We start from the raw sequence: 21,412 nt of genomic DNA, 5'->3' as shown, positions 1-21,412 counted from the left end.
GCCGGCGCACCGGGCGAACACTCTTGGTCGTGGCCGTCGTCACCGCATTGCTCGGCTTCGGCCTCACCCGTCTCGAGTTCGCCACCGGCCAGGACAGCTACATCGACCCCGACTCCCAGGTGGCCGACGACAACGCCCGCTACCAGTCGCTCTTCGGTGGCGAGAACATGGTCGTGCTGTTCACGATGCCGCCGGGCCGGACCGTCGTCGACCTGTTCACGCCGGAGAACATCGACAAGCTCGACGCGATCGAGGCCGAGATCGCGGCGGACCCGGCGATCGAGTCGGTGATCTCGCCGGTCGCCCTGCTGACGTGGACTCAGGACATGGTGGCCACCGGGGTGGCGACGGACATCCTCGCCCGCACCTCGGCCCGCGAGCCCGATGCCGCGGCGGTGGCGCGACGCCAGGAGGATCTCACCATCACCGCGCTGCGCCTCACCGCCGCCGGTGAGCAGGATCTCGCCAACCCCGACTGGCGAGCGTTCCTCATCTTCGGCAACGACGGCTTCGCTCTCGACGCCGAGGGCGCGCTCGTCGCTCCTCCTGCAGACGACCTCGTCGTGAGGCGGCCGCTGCAGGCGTTCATCCGTGACTCCCACCACGCCGTGTTCGCTGCGGTGCTCGTCGGGAACGCCGCCCTCGACGAGTTGTCGAACGGGTCCGGCGCCGTGGAGACGGCGTTCTCGCGGCACGCCTTCGAGGACGTGGCGATCACGATCACCGGCACGCCGACGTTCCTCACCGACATCAACGACTACCTCCAGGGCGGGATGATGACACTGGGTGCCGTCGCCGTGGTGGTGATGGCGGTCATCCTGCTCGTCGGCTTCGCGGTGCGCTGGCGGCTGTTGCCCATGCTGGGCATGGCCGTCGGCGTCCTGTGGGGCTTCGCCGTGTTCGGCTACACCGGCACCAGCCTGTCACTCGTCACCATCGCCGGCCTGCCGATTCTCATCGGTCTCGGCATCGAGTTCGCCATCCAGATCCAGAACCGCATCGAGGAGGAGCGAACCCTCGACCGCACACCCGGCCCGTACGGCGAGACGCTGCGGCGCATGGGCCCACCGATGCTGGGGGCGACGGCGACCGCCGTGATCGCCTTCTTGACCGTGCGGATCTCGAGAGTGCCCATGGTCCAGGACTTCGGGCTGCTCCTCTCGGTCGGCATCATCGCTCTGCTCGCCGCCGGCATCGTGCTGCCGACGACGATCATCGGGGCACGCGAGCGCCGCTGGCCGACGCGCAAGCCTCCCCGCGTGGGGTGGGTCGAACGCACCGTCCGCTGGCTCGGGAGCTTGCCTCGAGCGACGGTCGTCCCGCTCGTGGTCCTCGCCGTCGTGCTGCCGGTGGCCGGGCTCCTGCTCGAGAGCGGGACGCGGATCGAGAGCGATCCGATCAACTGGGCCGACCCGTCGAGCCAGACCATCGTGGACGCCCGGCATCTCGAGGACGAGACCGGCCTGGCGACGACGCTCGGCGTGTTCGTCGAGACCGACGGGCCGTCCACCGGGAACGGCGTGTTCACCGATCAGATGGGCGCCTTCGTCGTCGACCTGGTGGACCGGACCGGCGAGGAGAACGCCGAGGTGGTCGGCGCGTCGAGCCTGGCCACAACGGTCGGTTGGCTGACCGATGTGGACGGCGCGCCGTCGATCCCGCCGAGTGGGCTGGACATGCTGCAGGCCTACGAGGTCGCGCCGCCGGCGCTCCAGCGCACGCTCGTCGCCGCCGACGGCAACGCCGCGCAGGTGCTGTTCCAGCTCGGGCCGTCGGGCCTCGAGGAACGGTCAGTCGTCCTCGACCGGATCGGCGAGGCGATCGCCGACCCCGGCGACGCCGCGCTGCTGCCGGCGAACGCCACGGCGACCACCGGCGGCCTCGCCGTGGTGGGCGTCGGGTTGCTCGAGAACATCACCGCGAACCGCTCGGCGCTCACGATCGTCGCGCTGCTGCTGGTCGGGGCGTTCGTGGTGCTGGCCCACCGGGACGTGGCGCGCGGGCTGCTCACGATGGTGCCGGTGCTCCTGGCGGTCGGGACCTCGGCCCTGCTGATCCGGCTCCTGGACGTCACGCTCAGCCCGTTGACCACCGTGGGCGGACCCCTGGTCGTGGCGACGTGCGCCGAGTTCTCGATCCTGCTGGTCGCGCGCTACGCCGAGGAGCGCGAGCGCGGCCTGGACCCCCACGAGAGCACGCGCGTCGCCGCCGAGCGCACAGGACGAGCCTTCTTCACGTCGGCGCTGACGACGCTCGGCGGTTTCGCCGTACTGATGCTCTCCCCGTTGCCGCTGCTGGCGGACTTCGGTCTCGTGGTCACCATCAACATCGGCGTCGCAGTGCTGTCAGCTCTGGTCGTGATCCCGCCGCTCGTCATGGAGGCGGACCGCCGCGGGCTGCTCACGATCGGCGGGCACGAGGCGGAGCGCCGGACACCCGCGCGCTGGCGGGCTCCCGTCGGCTGGGCGAGTGGACTCGCGCTCGCGATCGCTGGTGCCGCGCTGGTCGTCGCCACGACGGGCGGCGGTGACGAGACCGCCGCTGCGCCGCGCCGCACCGAGTCGGCCGAGGTCCCCGCACAGGACCAGACGTCCGCGACGTCGTCGCCGGCGGACGTCGTGGCCGCCTCTGTCCCGAACGACGGCGACATCCTTGCCCCCGGGCCGGCCGAGCGGCCGAGCGGTCTCGTGGCCGGCCTGTTCTGGGACGCCCTCACGGGAGCCGGCGTGGAGCCCGGCACGGCGCGCTGCGCCGCCGACGACCTCATCGCCACCACCGCCGAGGCCGACCTGTTGGCCATGGGGATCGCGGCCGACCCGCGGCCGGCCGCGGTCGACGAGCTCCTCGCCGCCGCCGCGACGCGGTGCGGCGTCACATCCGAGCAGCTCGCTGCCGCGGCCGAGAGCTGACACCACCACGACCACCACCATCACCCACGAGGACACACCCGATGAAAGAACTGATCTTCCCCCGCCTCTTCCGGCCGGCGATGGAGCGGTGGGCCGACAAGCTGGGATTCCACGACGGCGCCTACCGCGCCACGTTCGGTCAGCACTCCGATCGAGTGCTCCGACTCGCCGACGCCATACGCAACGAGCTCGGCCTCGAGCGCGGCGACCGCTTCGCCGTGATGGCCTGCAACGGCCACGAGTTCCTCGAGCTGTACCACGCGGGCATGCTGGGCGCCGGCCTGATCAACCCGCTCAACCTTCGCCTGGCCGGCCGGGAGTTGCAGGACATCCTGTTGGATTCCGGCGCCACGGTCGTGTTCGTCGATTCCGTCTTCGCCGAGCACTTCGCCCGGAACATCGCGCCGGTCCGTGACGAGCTCTCCCTGCGGAAGGTGGTGCTGATCGGTGACGGCGACGTACCGCACGATGTGCGCTACGAGGACCTCATCGACGCCGCCCGGCCCGTGGCCCCCGCCGAGCCGGACGAGACCGACCCGGCCGTCCTGATGTACACGGGTGGAACCACCGGCCGCGCCCGGGGCGCTGTGCTGGAACAGCGGGCCGAGATCCTCAACCTGTACCACATCGGGATCGCCGTCGAGATGAGCGACCGACGGGTGTACCTGCACCAGACGCCCATGTTCCACGCGGCGTCGATGGGCGGAGTGATCGGCATCCCGGCGATCGGCGGCACCTCGGTCTTCGTGCCACTGTTCGAGCCCTCGCAGGTCATGGAGGTGATCGAACGTCACAGTGTCGACTGGACGATGATGGTGCCGACCATGATCGCCATGGTCCTCAACCACCCCGACTTCCTCCCGTCGCGGTTGGCGTCGTTGCGCGACCTCGTCTACGGGGCGTCGCCGATGCCTGCGGCTCTCCTCGACCGGATCTTCGAGCTCCTCCCCGAGGTCGATCTCTGGCAGGGCTACGGGATGACGGAGTGCTCGTCGGTGCTGACGTTCCTCACCCCGGACGATCACCGACGCCGGGGACGCGTGCTGCGCTCCGCCGGCCGCCCTGTGCTCGGCGTCGAGATCAGCGTGCGCGACGAGTCGGGCCGCCCGGTCGATAGCGGCGACAACGGAGAGGTGTGGGCGCGTGGCGGCAACTTCATGCGCGAGTACTGGCGTCGCCCCGACGAGACGGCCGCCGTGATGACGGACGGGTGGTACCGCACCGGTGACGAGGGCCACGTGGACGACGAGGGGTACGTGTACCTCGTCGACCGGGTGAAGGACATGATCGTGTCCGGCGGCGAGAACGTGTACTCCATCGAGGTGGAGAACGCGATCTCCACGCTCCCCGGAGTCGCCCAGGTCGCGGTGATCGGTGTCCCGCACGACGTGCTCGGTGAGCAGGTCCACGCGATCGTCGTCCTCGAGCCCGGGTCGGACATCACCGCCGACGACATCATCGCCCACGCACGGGAGCGGATCGCCGGCTACAAGGTGCCCAAGTCCATCGAGCTGCGAACGGAAGCGCTCCCGTTGTCGGGAGCGCTCAAGCCACTCAAGCGTGAGCTGCGCGAGGACTACCGGCAGCGCGCGGCGGTGCCGGCTCCCTGACCGCGCCAGCTCCTACTTCGTCGGCGGGACCGTGACCGATGGCCCGGCGGCGACCACCACAGGGACCGCGGCAAACGTGCCCGGATCGCTGCCCAGCCCGGTGTCACCGCGCACCAGGATCACCACGACCTCACCTGCTGCGGCCCCGGACAGATCGAGGTCGACGCTGAAGGGCTCGAGCTCCTCGAACGCTCCTCCGGCACCGATCTGCCGGTCGAACGTGCCGGTGGCGTCGCCGGGCGGGAATGCCGCCACGGCCAGGGTCCCCTCGAATCCCCGGCCCACACCCGAGACGGTGAGGGCGCCGGCGGGGACGCGCTGCGACGCCGATGGGCTGTCGATCACCGCGCCGTCGCTCGTCGCGCCGATCACGTACCAGCCGTCGGTCGGCCCGATCTGACGCATGAGCAGCACGCCCGACTGGCGCGGCGGGTCGAGGTCGCCGGTCTCACCGGCGAACAACACCGCGATCTCCCCGCTGCGGGCGTCGCCCTGCTGGAACTCACCGAGCACCGGGTCTCCCTCCGAGATGAGCACCTCGGAGACGAAGTCCGCGGCCGCCTCCTCGGGCGTGGCGAACACCACATCGGCCGCCGGCCAGATCGCCGGCTGATCGAGCTCGGTCGCCGCACCCGCAGGCGACTGCGCGAGCATCGACGGGGCAACGAGCGCAACGCTCGCGCCCACCAGACCCCGAATGCTTGCGAACCGGCTCCGTCGTCTCTCGCCCATGGCGGATCTCCCTTCGGTGCAACTCCATGGTCGCGCCATCCGTTCGAGTTGTACATCGATCTCCGCGGAGACGGAGACGTGCGGCGCCCGGTCAGACGAAGCCGCAGGGGCCACCGGGGGGCGGATCGGCGTCGCCCGGCGCGATGAACACGGCCATCGGCTGGCCCAACTCGAGGAGGAGCTCGATGTCGGCGAGGTCGGCCGACGAGAGCGCCGTGCTCAGCGACGTCAGGAACAGGTTGCAGTCGACATTGCCGATCAGCTCCGGCGACCGTCCCTCAGCCCGCATCCGATCGATGACGCGCTGCCTCGTCTCGGCGTACAGCACCTGCTCCTGCCGGTCCCGCGGCTCGTAGGACGCCACGAGCACGGCGCCAGGGACTGCCGCCCACGTGTCGATCCAGGCCCCGGTCGCCAGATGGATCTGGGCGATGTCGGCCGAGCGGTCCCGCCATCGGTAGGCGGTGAGTGGGACGTCGAAGAACTCGTCGCCGGCCACGTCGAGCCCGCGGCGCTCGAGCTCGTTGAGCAACCCGAAACCCGGGCTGCCGATGTCGGCGACGTCGCTCCATCGCACCTGGTACGGCACGCCGGTCCCGTCGGCGACCCCCAGCCCGGCGACGACGGCATCGTACGTGGGTCCCGACAGCGCCGCCACCGCCTCGCTCAGACGCTCCTCAGGCACCTCGGCGTCGGCGAAGGCGACCGCCGACGAGACCGAGACCAGCACAGCCAGCGCGGCGGCCGCCCCGGCGACCGCAGGCCGAGCCGATCCCGCATGGCGAGGCCGGAGATTGCGAACGAGGCTCAACCCGGTCCACACGATCGCCGCGACGGCAATCGTGGTGGTCCCCCACGCCCACAGCGTCAGGTAGTACCACGCGAGGCCGAAGATCCGGACCATCGAGAACAACCCCAGGACCAGTGCCGCGGCGACCGTGACGTGCAGGCACTTCAGCGTCCGCGAGCCGATCCGCCACGCGACGGCGACGGACACCGCCCACACCACCAACGTCGCCACCCCACGCCACGGTGACGACGGTGACACGAACTGTCCGCTGCCGCCGAGATCGCCGACGAACCCGGCCCACACGTCGAGGTGGCGCAGGGCCAGGCGGACACCGTCGCCGAAGCCGATCACCGGCTCGCTCGGCGTCGAGAAGTGGTCGAGCAGCTTGCGCACGTTTCCCGGGTCGTGCACCAGCTGATCGAGCATCGGTGGCAGCCACAGGAGGACCCCCACACCGGCGGCGATCGCGGCATGACGGCGGCTGGTGCCGGGTCGCGACGCCGCGTACACCAGCGCACCGATCGTCAGCACCGCGCACGAGACGAGGTAGGGCACGTGGGTCTGCGCGCACAGGGACGCCGCCACGACGAGGGGCACGAGCATGAGGGAGTCACCGGCGAGCACCGACCACACGGCGAGCAGCACGACGATCCAGGCCAACAGCGGGAGGTAGGGATTCCACGGCTGCGTGAGGAGCAGCTGGCCGTACCCGCGGATGACGACCGCGAGGAGCGCGGCCACGGCCGCCACACCGGCGAGTCCTCCGCGCCGGCGGCCGATCCACAAGGCGGTGACGACGGCCGCCACGTGCACGACCACCGCCGACACCTGGAGCGCCCACGACGACGAGCCGAGCAGCCGGTAGGTCGGCGCGAGCAGGTAGAAGCTGAGGGGACCGGGGTGACTCCCCTGGTTCGGATACTCGCCGATACGGCCGGGGAGGCCGATGATCGGCGTGTGTGAGCTGAACACGTCGCGCACCCGGAACTCCGTCATCGCCAGATCGAGCACGGGATACCAGTGATCGGCGCGGAGGGCGATGGCGGCGATGACGAGCGGGAGGGCAACGACGGCGACCGCTCCGGCGAGCGCGCTGGGGCGCGGCAGCGATCGAGGGGCGCCGGTCACAAGCAGGCGAGGCTAGTGCGGCCCCTCTGGTCACCAGGGGGACGGTCCAGTACCGGTAGTTTGCAGGGCTTGTGACCGATCACGACCAGGCGTTGGAGCCACTCGCCGCGCCGGTCGCCACGCCGTCCCCCTCGCCACGAACGGCATCGGACGACGGCACCGCCTTCGTGCTCGGCGGGTCGGGCGGGTTGCGCCGCCGCGACCGCGGCGCCGTCGGCACCTGGCTCGGCCTGGTGCTCATCGCCGCCATCGTGGCCCTGCCGCTGAAGGGCCTCTACCACTTCACCGGCGGCACGATGGAAGAGGGCTTCATGCTCTACTTCCCCGAGCGCATCTGGAAGGGCGACGTGCCCAACGTCGACTTCCTACACCTCTACGGGCCGGGCGCCCTGCACGTGCTGATGTTCTGGTACCGGCTGTTCGGCGACACGCTCGCCGCCGAGCGAACGTTCGGACTGATCCAGCACGTCGGGATCATCCTCGCCCTGTTCACGCTGGCCCGCCCGTGGGGGCGGGCGGCAGCGACCGCCGTCGGCACGCTCGCCATCTTCTACATCCTCACGCCGATCGGGCTGTCGGCCATGGCGTGGAACGGCGGGCTCGCCCTGACGCTGTGGTGCGGCGTGTTCGCCGTCCGCTCGACCTACGTCTCGGGCCGCAGCCAGCGGGCGGCCTGGGCGGTCGCCGGGTTCCTCGGGGCGCTCGCCCTCACCTATCGCCCCGACCTCGTCATCGCCGTCGGCGCCGTGCTGGGTTGGGTGCTGTGGCGCCACCGCCGCGCCGCAGAGGCTCGGGCATCTCGGTTGACGGTGCTCGCTGGAGCGGTGGTCGGCATGGTGCCGATGTGGGTCCATCTCGCCATGGCCGGGCCGGCGGCGATCTGGCGGGGCATGTTCCTCGACCCCGTGTTCCACCTCCGGGCCGGGCGTGAGCTCCCGCGGCCGCCGTCGTGGGGCCGGCTCGACGGTGCGCTGCAGCGGATCGCCGAGACCGTGCCGCCGTGGTGGCCGTTCCCCCACGTCGCGGCGTCGAACGCCCTGTTCCTGTGGTTCTTCGCGATGTTCCTCATCGCCTTCGCCATGCTGGGCTTCGCCATCTGGCAGCGCCGCCGCGGCGAGCGGGACGGCCGCTCGACGGCGCTGCTCGTCACCGCCATCGTGTCGGTCGGCATCCTGCCGCAGGCGTGGCAACGCCCCGATTCCACCCATCTCACGTGGGTGACGTGCGTGTCGTGGCCGTTCTTCGTGGTGTTCGTGGCCGATCTGGTGCGCCGCTGGCACCCTCGTCGCCCACGACGCCTCGGCGTCGCGGTCGGCATGGCTGCGGCCGTGGTGCTCGCGTTCACGCTGACGTCCCTGTTCACGTTCCGCTACTACCTCTTCCAGTCACGGGTGAGCCTCGGCCGGGTGCCCGAGGCGATCGAGGTCAAGCGCGGGCCGCGCAGCTTCTACTTCGGCGCCGTCGACGCGGCCTTCGCCTCGCAGGAGGTGATCGACGTCCTCGACCAGTGGTCCACGCCGGGCGAGCTGCTGTTCGTCGGACCGATGGACCTCAGCCGCACGTGGTACAGCGACTCGATGTTCTACTGGATGTTCCCGGAGCTCGAGCCGGCGACGTACTACATCGAGATGGATCCGGGCCTGGCGAACAAGGCGGGGTCGCGGCTCGCCGACGACCTCCGGTCCGCAGACTGGGCGATCCTCACGGCGTTCTGGGCCGGCTGGGACGAGCCCAACTCGTCGATGGACTTCGGCTCACCGGAACCGAACCAGGTGATCAAGGACGACTTCTGCCTCTTCGGCGAGTACCAGGGCGGCCTCGTCCGGCTCTACAACCGCTGCTGAGCGCGACCTGACGGTTGGTGCCTGGTCCCAACCGTCAGTCGGCGGCTCGTCGGTCGCGCTCAGACCTTCAGGCGGCGCCAGACGGACCCGGGCAGGTGGCGGAAGACGCTGAACACCACGCGCAGGGCCGCCGGTGCCCAGACCGTTCGCTTCCCCGACCGCAAGGCCTTCACGGTGGCGTCGGCCACCGCCTCGGGAGTCGTCGACAGCGGTGCCGGCTTCAGCCCGGCGGTCATCTTCGACGTCACGAAGCCGGGACGCACGACGAGGACGGACGCGCCCGTGCCCGCCAGGGAATCGCCGAGTCCCTGGGCGAACCCGTCGAGACCGGCCTTCGACGACCCGTACACGTAGTTGGCCTTGCGCACCCGCTCCCCCGCCACGCTGGAGAGCACCACCAGTCGACCGTGACCCTGGCGCCGGAACTGGGCGGCGACGGCCGTGGCCACGCTGACGGACCCCGTGAAGTTGACGTGCACCAGGGCGGCCGCGGCCGCCGCGTCGGCGGCCAGCACGTGGGGATCGCCGAGCTGTCCGAACGCCTCGATCACCACGTCGAGGTCGCCGTGACGGGCGACCAGATCGTCGACGAGGCCCTGGTGAGTGTCCGTGTCGGCGGCGTCGAACGCCACGACGTCGACGGTGAGACCGGGACGCTCGAGGGAGGTCCCGGCGATCGACACGGACTCGGGATCACGAACGGCGAGCACCACCGTCGTCGTCGCCGGGGTGAGCAGGCGGTCGACGATGGCCCGGCCGATCTCGCTCGTGCCACCGAAGAGCACGATCGTCTGCACTTCACCGAGGGCGTTCTCCATGGACGTCATTCTCCTTTGCGGGCCGTGGGCTCTCACGCGGTGAGCCGCAGGCGGCGGCTCTGGTCGCTGACCCAGCGGCCGATGGGGTCGGCCGCATCGCGGATGGTGCGCCACTCGCCGAGCCGCGGGTAGCCGCGGCGAATGGCCTCCGGCGTCGTGGCGCTGTCCTTGGCGAGGTAGTGCCGCCCGCCGGCATCGAGGACGAGCCGGTCGAGCTCCGTGAGCAGTTCGGCGAGTCCGGACGTGGCCGCCGGGACGTCGACGGCCAGCGTCCAGCCCGGTCGGGGGAAGCTGAGCGGCGCCGGGTTGGCAGCACCGAAGCGCTTGAGCACGGCGAGGAAGCTCGGCGCGCGGGCGTCGGCGAGCCGTTCGATCACGTTGCGCAGGGCCGTCTCCTCACCGAACGGCACGACGAACTGGTACTGCACGAAGCCACGCCGGCCGTAGAGCCGGTTCCAGTGCCCGACCGCGTCGAGCGGGTGGAAGAACTGCGGGATCGACATGATCTGACCGACGCGCCGCCGCGGCGCCTTGCGGTACCACATCTCGTTGAACGCGCTGATCGTCGCGTGGTTCATCACGCCGGGCCCGGGCACCACGGGTGGGATCGTGGCAAGGTGTCCCGGCCGGTACTCGAGGGCGCCGGCGACCTGCCTGGGCGGGAGCTCGTCGACGCGCGCGTGATCGCCGCGGGTGAGGATGCTGCGGCCGAGCGAGCGGCCACTCGCCATCGGATCGATCCACGCCACCGAATAGCGGAATGCGTCGTCGTCGGCGTCCATGTGGGCGAGCAGGCTGTCGAGGTCGGCGACCCGCTCGGTGTCCACCGTGCACCGACTGGTCTCGATCGGAAGCATGGCGACGGTCGCTTCGAGGATGATGCCGGTGAGGCCCATCCCCCCGACCGTCGCCCAGAACAGGTCCGGCCGCTGGTCGGGGCTGAGTTCGACGACGTCGCCGTCGGCGAGCAGCAGGCGCAGTGAGCGGACGTGACGCCCGAACGTGCCGTCGACGTGGTGGTTCTTGCCGTGGATGTCGCTGGCGATCGCGCCGCCGACGGTCACGAACCGGGTGCCCGGCGTGACCGGCACGAACAGGCCGGCGGGGACGCTGGCGCGCAGCAGGTCGTCGATGCTCACGCCGGCTCCGACCGTGGCGGTCGCCGTCCGAGCATCGATGTTGATCGTCTCGGGCCCCTGCTCCAACTCGACGGCCAGTCCGCCGCCGTTCTGGGCGCTGTCGCCGTAGCTGCGGCCGAGCCCACGGGCGATGACGCCGCGGCGAGACGCCGAACGGACGACGCCGAGCAGTCCCGCGAGGTCGCCGCCGCTGGCGCGTACGACCTCGGTCGCCGATGCGGCCGTGCCGCCCCAGCCCGTGAGTAGCCGGCGTCCGCTGGTGCCCGCCGGCATCAGTACGGCCAGTCCGGGATCGGGAGGCGCAGCAGGCGCAGGAGCGGGCGTCCGCCCGCCGTCAGGAACACCTTGAGTGCCACGTTGCGCACGAACCAGCCGCCCTGCAGGAGCTGCCGGCCGGCGTTGGCCAACCGGGCTCGGGTACCGGCGCCGGAGAGATCGGCACGGTACTCGGCGAGCGATCGCGACCGCCCCACGTAGCGGAACCGCCCCCCGACGACCAGCTCCCGCCCGATCGCCAGCGTGACGCCGATCGACGAGAACGAGTCGTGGATCAACATCGTGCCCCCGTCGGTGACCCGCCCGCCCCAGTCGCGGATGTCCGCCCGGGCCGGGCCGTAGCGGTGGGCTCCGTCGATGAAGAGCACGTCGATCTCACCGTGGACGTCGGAGTGCGCATCGGCAGAGAACCGGGCGACGTGCCTGACCCTGTGGCGGACCCCGGCGTCGACGAGGTTGCGCTCGAACGCGGCACGGTCTGACGCCGCCTCGGCCGCGTACCCGTCGATCTCCTGAGGGCCGCGGTCGTTGCCGGCGTGCGGGTCGATGGCGACCACGGCGACGCCCTCGGGGGCGTGCGTCGCCAGGACGATGGTCGACTTCCCGCGGAAGCTGCCGATCTCGACGATCTCGCCGTCGGGCGGGCAGCGCTCGGCCGCGGCGGCGAGCATCACTGCCTGTTCGTCGGTGAGCCAGCCCTCGATCATCGGACGTAGACGGCCAGTCCGAACAGGACCACCCAGCAGAGCCCGAGGAGCTGGAGGACACGATCGTTGGCGAAGACCTCCTCGGGAGCGGCTCCCTTGCCGTTCTCCAGCACCAGCGCGTACCGCAGCAGCGCGGTGAGCATGGGCACGATCGACAGCTCGTAGAACGGCCGGTCGCTCCCCACCATCTCCTTGCGCTCGAACGCCCACTGGCAGTACGTGAGCAGGGCGCCGCCACACGCCACGGTCAACACGATGCGGAGGTAGCCGGGCGTGTACGAGCCGAGCGTGCGGCGGATCTCCGCCGCGCCGTCGCCGATCTCGCGGAGCTCGGCGTAGCGCTTGCCGGTCACGATGAACAACGAGCCGAAGACGGTGCAGAGGACGAACCAGCTCGACATGCCGACGTCCACGGCCACGGCGCCTGCCGCGGCGCGCAGGACGAATCCCGACGCGACCACGACGAGGTCGACGACCGCGACGTGCTTGAGCGAGAGCGTGTACGCCATCGTGCTGACCACGTAGACCCCGACGATCGCCACGGTCTGCCAGCGGCCGGTCGCTCCGGCGAGGGCGAGGCCGGCCACGATGAGTCCGGTGCCGATGACCATCGCCATCGTGATCCCGAGCTGCCCGGCTGGAATCGGCCGGTGGCGCTTCGCCGGATGCCGCCGGTCGGACTCCACGTCCAACGCGTCGTTCCAGAAGTAGAGGCCGCTCGAGGCCAAGCAGCAGGCGACGAAGGTGATCACCGCCTTGCCCATGTCCGACGGATCGTCGAGCACGCCGGCCGCCCCGGGCGCGGCGAAGACGAGGAGGTTCTTCAGCCACTGCAGCGGCCTCGCCGTCTGCCACAGGGCGCGAGCGAGCGGCGGACGACTCACGGTTGCGGCCCCGTCCAGACCGTCGTCGACGATCACGCCGCGGCGGCCGCTCCGGCGACCCACACCCCGTGATCGGCATCGGCGAGCAGTTCCCGGTCCCCCGACGAATCCCCGTACGCCCACAACTCCACTCGGGCCCGGGACGAGTCGCGCTCGTCGAGCCAGCGATGCAGGCGCACCACCTTCTCGTGAGCCCGGCAGTTGGGTCCCTCGAGCGCGCCGGTGTACCGCGCACCCGATTGGTCGGTCTCGAGCTCGGTGGCCACGACGTGGTCCACCCCGAGGAGCCGGGCCAGAGGATGGAGATAGACGGCGAACGACGCCGACACGAGCACCACCGTGTGCCCGTCGGCCTGGTGCCGCCGCAGCGTGGCGACGGTGTCGGGGCGCAGCCGGTCGCGATGGACGGCCTGGGCGAACTCCGTCGCCTCGGCGGCGACCGCGGCGACCGAACGGCCCCGGAACACCACGTCGGCGGACAACGCCTTCAGCGCGTCCCGGTCGCGGCGAACGAGGGCAGGGACAAGCCGGTGCGGCCGCGCGGCCAGGCCGGCGGCGAGCCGCGCCGTGCCCGCCACGCGCCGGAGAAAGGGCACGACGCAGTCGTGGGTCGTCAGGGTGCCGTCGACGTCGAACGCGGCGACGACGTCACGGGACACTCCTGCTGGCGACACGGCCGCCATGCTGCCACACCGGACGGCACCGCCTCCGGCCACGTCACGCTGACGTCGCGGCGGGACCGTCAGTGGGCGCGGAGGGAGCGTTCGGCGCGGCGGACAAGGGTTTCACGCTCGCGGGTGGCGAGCGGACGGGCGGTACGCACGGCGACGTCGATGTCGCCGTCGCCACGGCGGGCGGCGGCGATGTCGCCCACGAAGATGACGTCGGTGAGATGCTCCTGGCCGGCCATGCGGCGCACGGCGTCGGCGGCGGTGTGCTCATCGACACCGGCGTCGGATTCCTCGGGCACGTGGAGCCGCAGTGTCTCGATGTGGGCGCTCTGGCTCAAGTTGCGCACGAGCACGAGACCGGCGTTGGGCACGTGCAGCGTGCTCTCCTGGTCGCGGAGACGGGTGGTGAACAGCCCGACGTGCTCGACGACGCCCTGGATCGGGTCCCGCCCGGACAACTCGACGACGATCGTGTCGCCGACGCCGTAGCGGTCCTCGAACAGGACCGACAGGCCGGTCAGGTAGTCGTTGACCTTGTGCTGGCCGCCGATCGCCACACCGGCGCCGATGAACCCGGCACTCGACAGGAAGAACGCGGCGTCGACGTCGAGCACATGGAAGACGGCGATCGTGACGCCGATCCACACGACGATGGCGACGACGTGGTTGAGCATGCGGGACGCCGAATCGACCCGCTGGCGCCGGCGGCGCTCGCCCCCGTCCACCACGTCGAGGACGCCGCGCGACGTCCCGGCGCGCCACCAGCGCGTGACACTGCCGGCCACCGCGCTGCGCTCGGCGACCCGTCGCACGACGCGTCGGAGCACGACGCCGGAAAGACGGGTGAGGATCACCGCACCGACAACCAGGGCGGCGACCACGACGACGGAGACGGGCACTGCGGACACGTACCCAGTATGGGACACTGCGTGCCATTGTTACAGTCACGTGACGAAGCTCACGGCCGCTCATCCCTCGCTACCGTCAGCGGCGATGAACGAGCAGCAGGTGGATGAGTATCTCGCCCGGATCGGGGCCTCCCGCGACACCCCGCTCGCCGACCTCCAGCGCCTCCACCTCCACCACGTCCCGTTCGAGAACCTCGACATCCATCTCGGCAAGGCGATCACGATCGATCCCGATGCCCTCTTCGACAAGGTCGTCCACCGGCGGCGCGGCGGGTTCTGCTACGAGCTCAACGGTCTCTTCGCCGACCTGCTCGACGCCCTCGGGGCCGACGTGCAGCGGCTCGGCTCGCGCGTGTGGGGCGGGGGCCGCTTCGGCCCGCCCCTCGACCACATGCAGCTCGTGGCCACGTGGCCGGACGCCGACGAGCCGCACCTCGTCGACGTCGGGTTCGGGCGGTTCGCCACCGAGCCGTTGCGTTGGACCGACCGCGTCGACCAGACCGACCCGACCGGTGTCTATCGACTGGCCGACACCGGCGACGGTCTCGTCGACGTGTCGTGGAACGGCGCACCGGTCTGCCGCACCGATCCACGTCCCCTCGAGCTCGCCGACTTCGCCGCCATGTGCTGGTTCCAGCAGACATCGCCCGACAGCCATTTCACGCAAGGTCCGACGTGCTCGCGGCTCGACGCCGGAGGCCGGGTCACGCTCGCCGGCCACCTCCTCATCCGCACGAGCGCCGAGGGCACCCGCACCGAGACCACGCTCGGCAGCGACGAGGAGGTCCTCACCGCCTACCGGGACCACTTCGGCATCGAACTCGACCGCCTGCCGACCGAACCCGCTCCCCCGGGCTCTCGGTCCTGACAGCCGACGGGAGCTCGTGGCGAGCGGCCCGCTCACGGTCGGTTACGTTCGCGCCATGATCCGCATGAGCGTCTTCTACCCGGCCAGCGACGGTGCCACCTTCGACCACGACTACTACCGGGACCACCACGTGCCGCTGTGCCAGACCACCTGGAATCCCGTGTCGGCGACCATCGACAAGGGCGTCGACGGCCCGAACGTCGCCGCGGTCCACATCACGTTCGAGTCGGCGGAGGCGATGCAGGCCGCACTCGCGCACGAGGGCTCGGCCGCGATCATGGCCGACGTCGCCAACTACACGACCATCACGCCGGTCATCCAGGTCAGCGAAGTCGTCGCGTAGCGCCATCTGACCGCCGACCAGCCGTCAGGCGATCTCGGCGAGCAGGCGACGACGGGCCCGGTGCAGCACCACCTTGGCGGCTCCCGGCGACACGCCGAGGGCGACCGCCAGCTCGGCCGGACCACACCCGTACCGGGCGGCGAGGACGAGCGCTCGACGATCCCGCGTCGCCAGCCGCGTCATCGCCGAATCCATCCGGGCCACGAGCTGGCGAACCTCGACGAGTTCGGCCGGATCGTCGCGAACGGCCGGAACGGCGTCGTCGTCAAGCACGTCCGTCGGCCGGGCCCGCAGCTGCCGGCGTAGCTCGTCGACACTGGCGTTGCGGGCGATCTGCAAGACCCAGGACCGGAAGTTGGCTGCGTCGCGCAGGAGCTCGAGCCGGAGGAAGGCCCTCAGGAACGTGTCCTGTACCACGTCCTCGACGCGATGACGATCCCGTACTCGGCAGGCGACGGCGGCGCGCACGGCGCCGCGGTGGCGTGAGAACAAGATGCCGAACGCCCGGTGGTCACCGGCGCGAGCATCTCCGACCAGCGTCGCGTCGTCCTGATCCGCTGTGTTCGATCCCAGACCGCGGGTGCGGGCCGCCGGTCGGGGCGGCAGACCGACGCCACATCGAGCGATGGACCGTTCCAGGCGCACCACGTCGATCGGGGCGACGGCCGGTTCCGGGGAGGGGTTGAAGATCGACATGCGACCACCATCGGCGCCGCCTCTCGCGCCGATCTCGTCGTGTGCTCGTCGATCGACTCACACTGTGACAGGCGTTGGAGGTCCGGCGCCGCCGCGCAACGCGGCGCGGTCGCGCAGGACCGTTCGGCGGCTCACGCCGAGCGCCGCCGCGAGATCATCATCGGTCGGGACGCCGCCTTGCGCCGCCGCTTCGGCGAGCAGGCGGGCGAGCACCGCTCGGCGCCCCTCGGTGGTCGCCAACTCGCGGTCGCCCGGGCACCGAAGGGTCCACGTGATGCGCACCCGGTCGCCGGCCGCCCCGCCCCGCCGAGCCCCGGCGTGCGCGGCGAGGGTCACCTCGACGGTCGTCGCCGCTGCGGCGACGGCGGCCAAGGTGTTCCGGTGGTGCGGCAACGAGTCGATGATGCGCTGGCGGTCGCCGGGTGAGTGCCCGGCCAGCGCCTGCTCCATCGCCGCGACCGCCCGCCCGAGTTGGTCCCACGCAGCCTCGTCGATGCCGGCCGCGTCGTGGACCGCGGCGACGGTGAGGTGGACGATCTGGCGCAGTTCGGGCCGGTCGTCGGACCGCTGACGGGCGATGAGCTCGTCGGCCGCGGCGAGCGCACCGGGGCGGTCGCCAAGGGCCAGACGGGCACGGGCGACACCGGTGAGCGTCTCTTGGTGATTGGCATGGTCGTCGACGGCCGCATGACCGGCGGCGACCATCTCGAGCACGCACAACGCCTCGTCTGGGCGGTCGAGGTCGAGCAGCGCCATCGCGTGGCCTTGCCGGGTCGTGAGATCGTTGCGCACCACCCCGGCCCGTTCGTTCACCTCGAGCGACCGAAGATACTGATCGATGGCCCGCTCGGGTTCGCCGAGCGCGCGATACGTGTCGCCCAGATTGGACAGGCTGATCGAGATGCCCCACGGGTCGTCGATGTCGAGACGGATGGCCAGAGCCTCGCGGTATCGGACGATGGCCGTGGAGAGCTCGCCGAGCATGAATGCCACCCCACCCAGGTTGTCGAGGTTGTCCCCCTCGCTCAGCCGGTCGCCGAGCGCCCGGCACAGCTCGAGCGCCACTTCGTGCGCCTCGCCGGCCGCGCGGTAGTCGCCCCGGCCCCACAGCGCCGACCCGAGGTTGTTCAACGATCTGGCCCGGTGGCTCGGCGCGCCGAGCTCGGCGAAACGTTCGGCGGCTTCGCCGTGGAGGGCGATCGCCGACGTGTAGTCGCTGCGCGCCCAGGCGATGCCCCCGAGCACGTCCGACGCCGTCGCCTCGCCGAGCGCTGCGCCCGCCGCGCTGAAGGCCCGCCGTGCGGCCTCGGCCGCCGCCGCCGCCTCATCGTTGCGACCCAGCGCTCGCAGCGCGGCCGCCCGGTCGATGAGGAACGACGCTCGGAGCTCGACGTCGTCAGACGATTCGTCGAGCAGAGCGAGTGCGCGGCCCACGGTGTCGAGCGCGTCGATGAAGCGACTGGTGGCGAGTTGCCAACGGGACCGTTGGCGGGCGACCGCTGCCCTCCGGTGTGCGTCCTCGCCGGCCGCGGAGATCGCTTCGAGCTGTGTCAGCACGACGTCCTCCTCGTCGCGCTCGGCGAGGACGTGCAGCGCCCGGGCGAGGCCTCCCAGCGCCACTCGCCGAGCATCGTCGTCGCTCGCCACCTCGAGCGCCCGGCGGAAGTGCTCGGCAGCGAGCCGGAAGTTCGAGGCACCCAGCGCGTTGACCCCCGTCTCCAGCGCATAGCGCGTGATCTCGGCGGGAAGCCCCGCGCCTTCGGCGTGAGCAAGCAGCTCGACGAGCCGGTGGGGCTCGCGTCGAGCGAGGGAGTCGAGCGCCCGATGGTGCATGGCGCGCGTTCGGCGTGCGGGCAGCCTCGTCGCGATCGCCGCCCGGACCGCCCCGTTCGAGAAGCGGTAGCCACGGCCAGCCGGCACGATAAGACCCGTGCGCTCGAGCGTCGCGACCCGGTCGGCGAGCCCCGGGTCGGCGGCCACCTCGCGCCACAGCCCGTAGTCGAAGCGGTCGCCGAGCACGCTCGCGGTTTCGAGGGCGGCCACGTCATCGACCGCCATCGCCGCCAGTTGCCGCCCGACCACCTCGGCGATCGACACGGCGCCGGAGTGGGGAGCAGCCGTCAACCCGCACATGGCGATCGCGACGAGTGGGTTGCCTCCCGCCGCCTCGACCACGTCATCGACGGCAACCCCTGTGTCGGCGTCGGACCGGTCGAGCAGCGACCGCGCCAGCGTGGCGACATCGGCGTCGGCGAGGGGCTCGAGCGGCACCAGCGGCACCCCGGCCGCGTCCCACCTCGACACCGCGGCACGGGCCGGCGGACTGGACGCCAGCCCTTCGCGGCGAACTGCGGCGACGACGAGGACCGGCAGGTCGGCCACGGCCGGCAGGAGCTCGTCGAGCAGGTCCCAGGTCCAGTCAGGAGACCAGTGCAGGTCATCGAGCAGCCACACCTGCGGCGCCACCCTGGCCAGTCCGGCGAGCACCTGCCGCAGGAGTGCGGCGACCTCCACGGTGATCCCCTCGGTGGCGGGATCGGCGGGGGTCATCACGGCATCCAGCTGGTGGAGCCAGACACGGTCGACGAGGTCGTTCAGCACCTGGCGCCGCGACGGCGTGACCGCCTGCTGCAGGGCGTCGACCACTGGTCCGTACGGCGACAGCCGGTCGCGCTCGTCGGCGCCGGCCCGGGTGACCTGAGCCCCGCGCCAACCGGCCGCAGTCTCGAGCTCGTCGAGCAGTCGTGTCTTGCCCAACCCGGCATCACCGATGACGACCGCCAAGCCGCCGCGCCCGGCGACACACGCGTCGACGAGCCCGACGAGACGACCCCGTTCGCGCACCCGCCCGACCAGGGCGGGCGGCGCCGGTGCGGCGACGGTCCTGGCCGCGGCCTCGAGCTCGGCGTCGAGCTGGCCGATCAACTCGACGGTCTCTGGCGACGGTCCGACGCCCAGTTCGTCAGCCAACCGCTCGGCGAACCGTTGGCCGTGGCTCGAGGCGGCTGCCACGTCGCCCGCCGTGGCGAGCGAGCGCATCAGCGCCCGGTGTGCCGATTCGTCGTAGGGATCGGTGGCGATCCAACGACGAGCGATGTCGATCGCGCCGGACCGATCGCCGACGCGGCGACGGTCGTCCCAGACCGTGGCGAGGAGGCCGCTCAGCTCCCGCTGATGGGCATGCCGGGCGTCGTCGGCCCAGGACTGGTCGATCCCGCTGAGCAGTTCACCGCGGACCAGGTCGAGCGCCGAGGCCCGTTCGGCGGGATGCGGCGATGAGCAGCCGGCCCGGAACGACGCGAGATCGACGGTGACGAGCGGGCCGAGGCCGACAGCGCTGCTGCTCAGGGCGAGCAGCTCGTCGACGAGTGGGCCGGCGGCCCCGCCGAGTCGATAGATCGTGTCACTCAGCGCGCGGCGCGCCTTGCGCTCGGTGCGGTCGGGCCAGAGCCCGAACGCGACCTGGTCACGGCTGAGGAACCGCCCCTCGGTCGCGGCGAGCGCGAGGAAGCCGACGAGCGACGCCGGCGCCGACCGCAGGGTCAAGCGGGGCCCCGTACGGGTGCCCACGTCGACCGTGCCGAGCACCCGGACATGCACCCCTCCCACGGCGCAAGAACGTACCCGCGGGTGTCGGGAGGGCGCGGCTGTTTGCGCGCCGACCTGACGGATGGCCCGGGGGCACCCGTCAGGTCGGCTGCGCCGCGGTCAGCAGCTCGCGCTCAACGTGGTGTTGATCGTCTGTGTCTGGCCGCCGACGGAGCGGGCCGTGATCCGCAAACCGTCGCCCATGTTCTGGTTCTGCCCCACCACTTGACCCGCGGTCGACCACTCGTCGTGGTCGGCGGTGTCCTCGCCGATCCAGGAGAGATTCCACGGGGACGTGTAGGCCCCTTCGTTGTTCTGTCGCGACACGCTGACCGACTGGACGTTGCGCCGATAGCCGGTCCCGGCGCTGGCGTCGACCCGAATGTTCAGTGTCTGACCACCCGAGCAGCTGACGAGTTGCACGGACAAGGGTCCCTCACCCGCCTGGGTGGTGGCCGGCGGCTGGGTGGTGGCGGGAGGCTGCGTGGTCGGAGGTGATGTCGCGGGAGCCGTCGTCGCAGCACCGCCGCCGACGGTGGTGGGCGTCGAGTTCGACGGGGTCGAGTTGCCCGGCGTCGAATTGCCCGGCGTCGAATTGCCCGGCGTCGAGTTGCCCGGCGTCGAGGCCCCCGGGGTCGAGCCCCCGGGTGTCGGGTTGCCGGGCGTCGGGTTGCCGGGCGTCGGGTTGCCTGGTGTCGCAGCAGGAGATGCCCCAGCCGCAGGTGTGGCCGGAGCCACGGTCGACGGGAGCGCTCCGGCCGTCGACGGGCTGGCGATCGGAGCCAGCGTCGCGACGAACACCACGGACTGACCGCCGCTGTTGTTGGTCAGCACCGACGATCCGACGAACGGCAGGTTGTAGCCGGCCGGCAGTACCGACCCGTCCGGCAGCGAGACGCTCCCTCCGACGACGACGATCAAGCCGGCCTGGACCCCCGCGATGGTCAAGGCCTCCCCGGACGCCAGGACGTCGCGGACGAGCTCGAAGTCGTAGAGACCCTCGGTCAACGGGAACGTGCCGAGGCCGGTTCCTCCTGCCAGCCCCAACTCGAGCACGTCGGCGGCCACGGCCGCACTCAACTGATGGCCGCGTCCAGACGGCACATAGTGACCTTCGCCGTTCTCGACAGAGGTGCCGAGCCCGGCGCCACCCTCGCCCAACACTCGAACGGTCGACGAGGTCGGGATGACGAACGTCGGGCCCGCCGCCGGCACGTCGACCGGCGCGGTCACTGCGGGGAAGGCCTGCAGCACCCAGTGATGGTCGGCGGTCCCGACGTCGATCACGCCTTGGGCGAGCGTCGCCGCGTGGGCCGATTCGATGGCCGTCGGCGTGGCAGTGGCCCCGGTCGGGGTGGCGCCGGCACAGAACCCGGCGATCGTGAGTGCTCCGACGGCGAGGTACCGGAGGCGGCGGGAGGGAGGGTTCGGCTGCTCTGTCGGCAACATGGGGATCTCGTTCTTTCGTGAGTGGGGTCGATGGCGCGTCAACGCTGAGTAA

At 71.4% G+C, this 21,412-nt stretch carries 16 protein-coding genes; 5 read left to right on the top strand and 11 right to left on the bottom strand.

The features are described from left to right. The first annotated feature begins 29 nt into the window (after positions 1-29). Both DN771_RS15815 and DN771_RS15810 read left to right on the top strand, forming a co-directional pair. A complete protein-coding gene (locus DN771_RS15815; protein ID WP_162942012.1) occupies positions 30-2,909 on the top strand; it encodes an efflux RND transporter permease subunit in 2,880 nt (959 codons plus the stop codon). 41 nt (positions 2,910-2,950) lie between these two features. After that, positions 2,951-4,519, top strand: a complete 1,569-nt coding sequence (locus DN771_RS15810) for an AMP-binding protein (protein ID WP_116998514.1) — start codon at positions 2,951-2,953, stop codon at positions 4,517-4,519. Positions 4,520-4,531: 12 nt separating this feature from the next. Here the strand turns inward: DN771_RS15810 and DN771_RS15805 are convergent, their stop codons facing one another. Then, complete coding sequence (locus DN771_RS15805) at positions 4,532-5,206, bottom strand: hypothetical protein (protein ID WP_116998513.1); 675 nt, start codon at positions 5,204-5,206, stop codon at positions 4,532-4,534. Between the two features lie 136 nt (positions 5,207-5,342). Then, positions 5,343-7,169 carry a 6-pyruvoyl-tetrahydropterin synthase-related protein gene (locus DN771_RS15800; protein WP_116998512.1) on the bottom strand — a complete coding sequence of 609 codons (1,827 nt, stop codon included), beginning with the start codon at positions 7,167-7,169 and terminating at the stop codon, positions 5,343-5,345. A 71-nt stretch (positions 7,170-7,240) separates the two neighbouring features. Between DN771_RS15800 and DN771_RS15795 the strand changes: the two genes are divergently transcribed. After that, the gene (locus DN771_RS15795; RefSeq protein WP_116998511.1) at positions 7,241-9,013 is read left to right on the top strand and encodes a hypothetical protein; all 1,773 of its coding nucleotides are present in this window, start codon (positions 7,241-7,243) and stop codon (positions 9,011-9,013) included. Between the two features lie 59 nt (positions 9,014-9,072). Here DN771_RS15795 and DN771_RS15790 read toward each other — a convergent pair whose 3' ends face one another. The 6 genes from DN771_RS15790 to DN771_RS15765 all read right to left on the bottom strand — a co-directional run bounded on the left by DN771_RS15790 (position 9,073) and on the right by DN771_RS15765 (position 14,416). Continuing rightward, positions 9,073-9,831: a decaprenylphospho-beta-D-erythro-pentofuranosid-2-ulose 2-reductase gene (locus DN771_RS15790; protein ID WP_116998510.1), complete on the bottom strand. Its 759-nt coding sequence runs from the start codon at positions 9,829-9,831 to the stop codon at positions 9,073-9,075. Between the two features lie 32 nt (positions 9,832-9,863). Beyond that, a complete protein-coding gene (locus DN771_RS15785; RefSeq protein ID WP_116998509.1) occupies positions 9,864-11,243 on the bottom strand; it encodes a decaprenylphosphoryl-beta-D-ribose oxidase in 1,380 nt (459 codons plus the stop codon). Next, the gene (locus tag DN771_RS15780) at positions 11,243-11,953 is read right to left on the bottom strand and encodes a class I SAM-dependent methyltransferase (RefSeq protein ID WP_116998508.1); all 711 of its coding nucleotides are present in this window, start codon (positions 11,951-11,953) and stop codon (positions 11,243-11,245) included. The genes DN771_RS15785 and DN771_RS15780 overlap by 1 nt, the downstream gene beginning before the upstream one ends. Further along, positions 11,950-12,837, bottom strand: a complete 888-nt coding sequence (locus DN771_RS15775; RefSeq protein WP_162942011.1) for a decaprenyl-phosphate phosphoribosyltransferase — start codon at positions 12,835-12,837, stop codon at positions 11,950-11,952. The genes DN771_RS15780 and DN771_RS15775 overlap by 4 nt, the downstream gene beginning before the upstream one ends. Before the next feature lie 32 nt (positions 12,838-12,869). After that, the gene (locus DN771_RS15770) at positions 12,870-13,511 is read right to left on the bottom strand and encodes an HAD-IB family hydrolase (protein WP_162942010.1); all 642 of its coding nucleotides are present in this window, start codon (positions 13,509-13,511) and stop codon (positions 12,870-12,872) included. 68 nt (positions 13,512-13,579) lie between these two features. Beyond that, a complete protein-coding gene (locus DN771_RS15765) occupies positions 13,580-14,416 on the bottom strand; it encodes a mechanosensitive ion channel family protein (RefSeq protein ID WP_162942009.1) in 837 nt (278 codons plus the stop codon). An 85-nt stretch (positions 14,417-14,501) separates the two neighbouring features. Here DN771_RS15765 and DN771_RS15760 point away from each other — a divergent pair, with 85 nt between their 5' ends. Together DN771_RS15760 and DN771_RS15755 are read left to right on the top strand one after the other, a co-directional pair. Next, the gene (locus DN771_RS15760) at positions 14,502-15,284 is read left to right on the top strand and encodes an arylamine N-acetyltransferase family protein (RefSeq protein WP_116998504.1); all 783 of its coding nucleotides are present in this window, start codon (positions 14,502-14,504) and stop codon (positions 15,282-15,284) included. 55 nt (positions 15,285-15,339) lie between these two features. Further along, positions 15,340-15,627: an EthD family reductase gene (locus tag DN771_RS15755; RefSeq protein ID WP_116998604.1), complete on the top strand. Its 288-nt coding sequence runs from the start codon at positions 15,340-15,342 to the stop codon at positions 15,625-15,627. A 24-nt stretch (positions 15,628-15,651) separates the two neighbouring features. Here the strand turns inward: DN771_RS15755 and DN771_RS15750 are convergent, their stop codons facing one another. The 3 genes from DN771_RS15750 to DN771_RS30085 all read right to left on the bottom strand — a co-directional run bounded on the left by DN771_RS15750 (position 15,652) and on the right by DN771_RS30085 (position 21,360). After that, positions 15,652-16,323 (bottom strand): RNA polymerase sigma factor, encoded by a 672-nt coding sequence (locus tag DN771_RS15750; RefSeq protein ID WP_116998503.1) that lies wholly within the window; start codon positions 16,321-16,323, stop codon positions 15,652-15,654. A gap of 57 nt (positions 16,324-16,380) precedes the next feature. Continuing rightward, positions 16,381-19,932, bottom strand: coding sequence for an ATP-binding protein (locus tag DN771_RS15745; RefSeq protein ID WP_116998502.1), 3,552 nt, complete (start codon positions 19,930-19,932; stop codon positions 16,381-16,383). A 99-nt stretch (positions 19,933-20,031) separates the two neighbouring features. Beyond that, positions 20,032-21,360 (bottom strand): hypothetical protein, encoded by a 1,329-nt coding sequence (locus DN771_RS30085; protein ID WP_193615375.1) that lies wholly within the window; start codon positions 21,358-21,360, stop codon positions 20,032-20,034. Positions 21,361-21,412 lie beyond the last annotated feature (52 nt).

Origin of the sequence: Desertimonas flava, assembly GCF_003426815.1 — a bacterium.
Classification (GTDB): Bacteria; Actinomycetota; Acidimicrobiia; order Acidimicrobiales; family Ilumatobacteraceae; genus Desertimonas; species Desertimonas flava.
The sequence above is the reverse complement of the archived record's forward strand: the minus strand, read 5'-3'. Positions and strand labels throughout refer to the sequence as shown.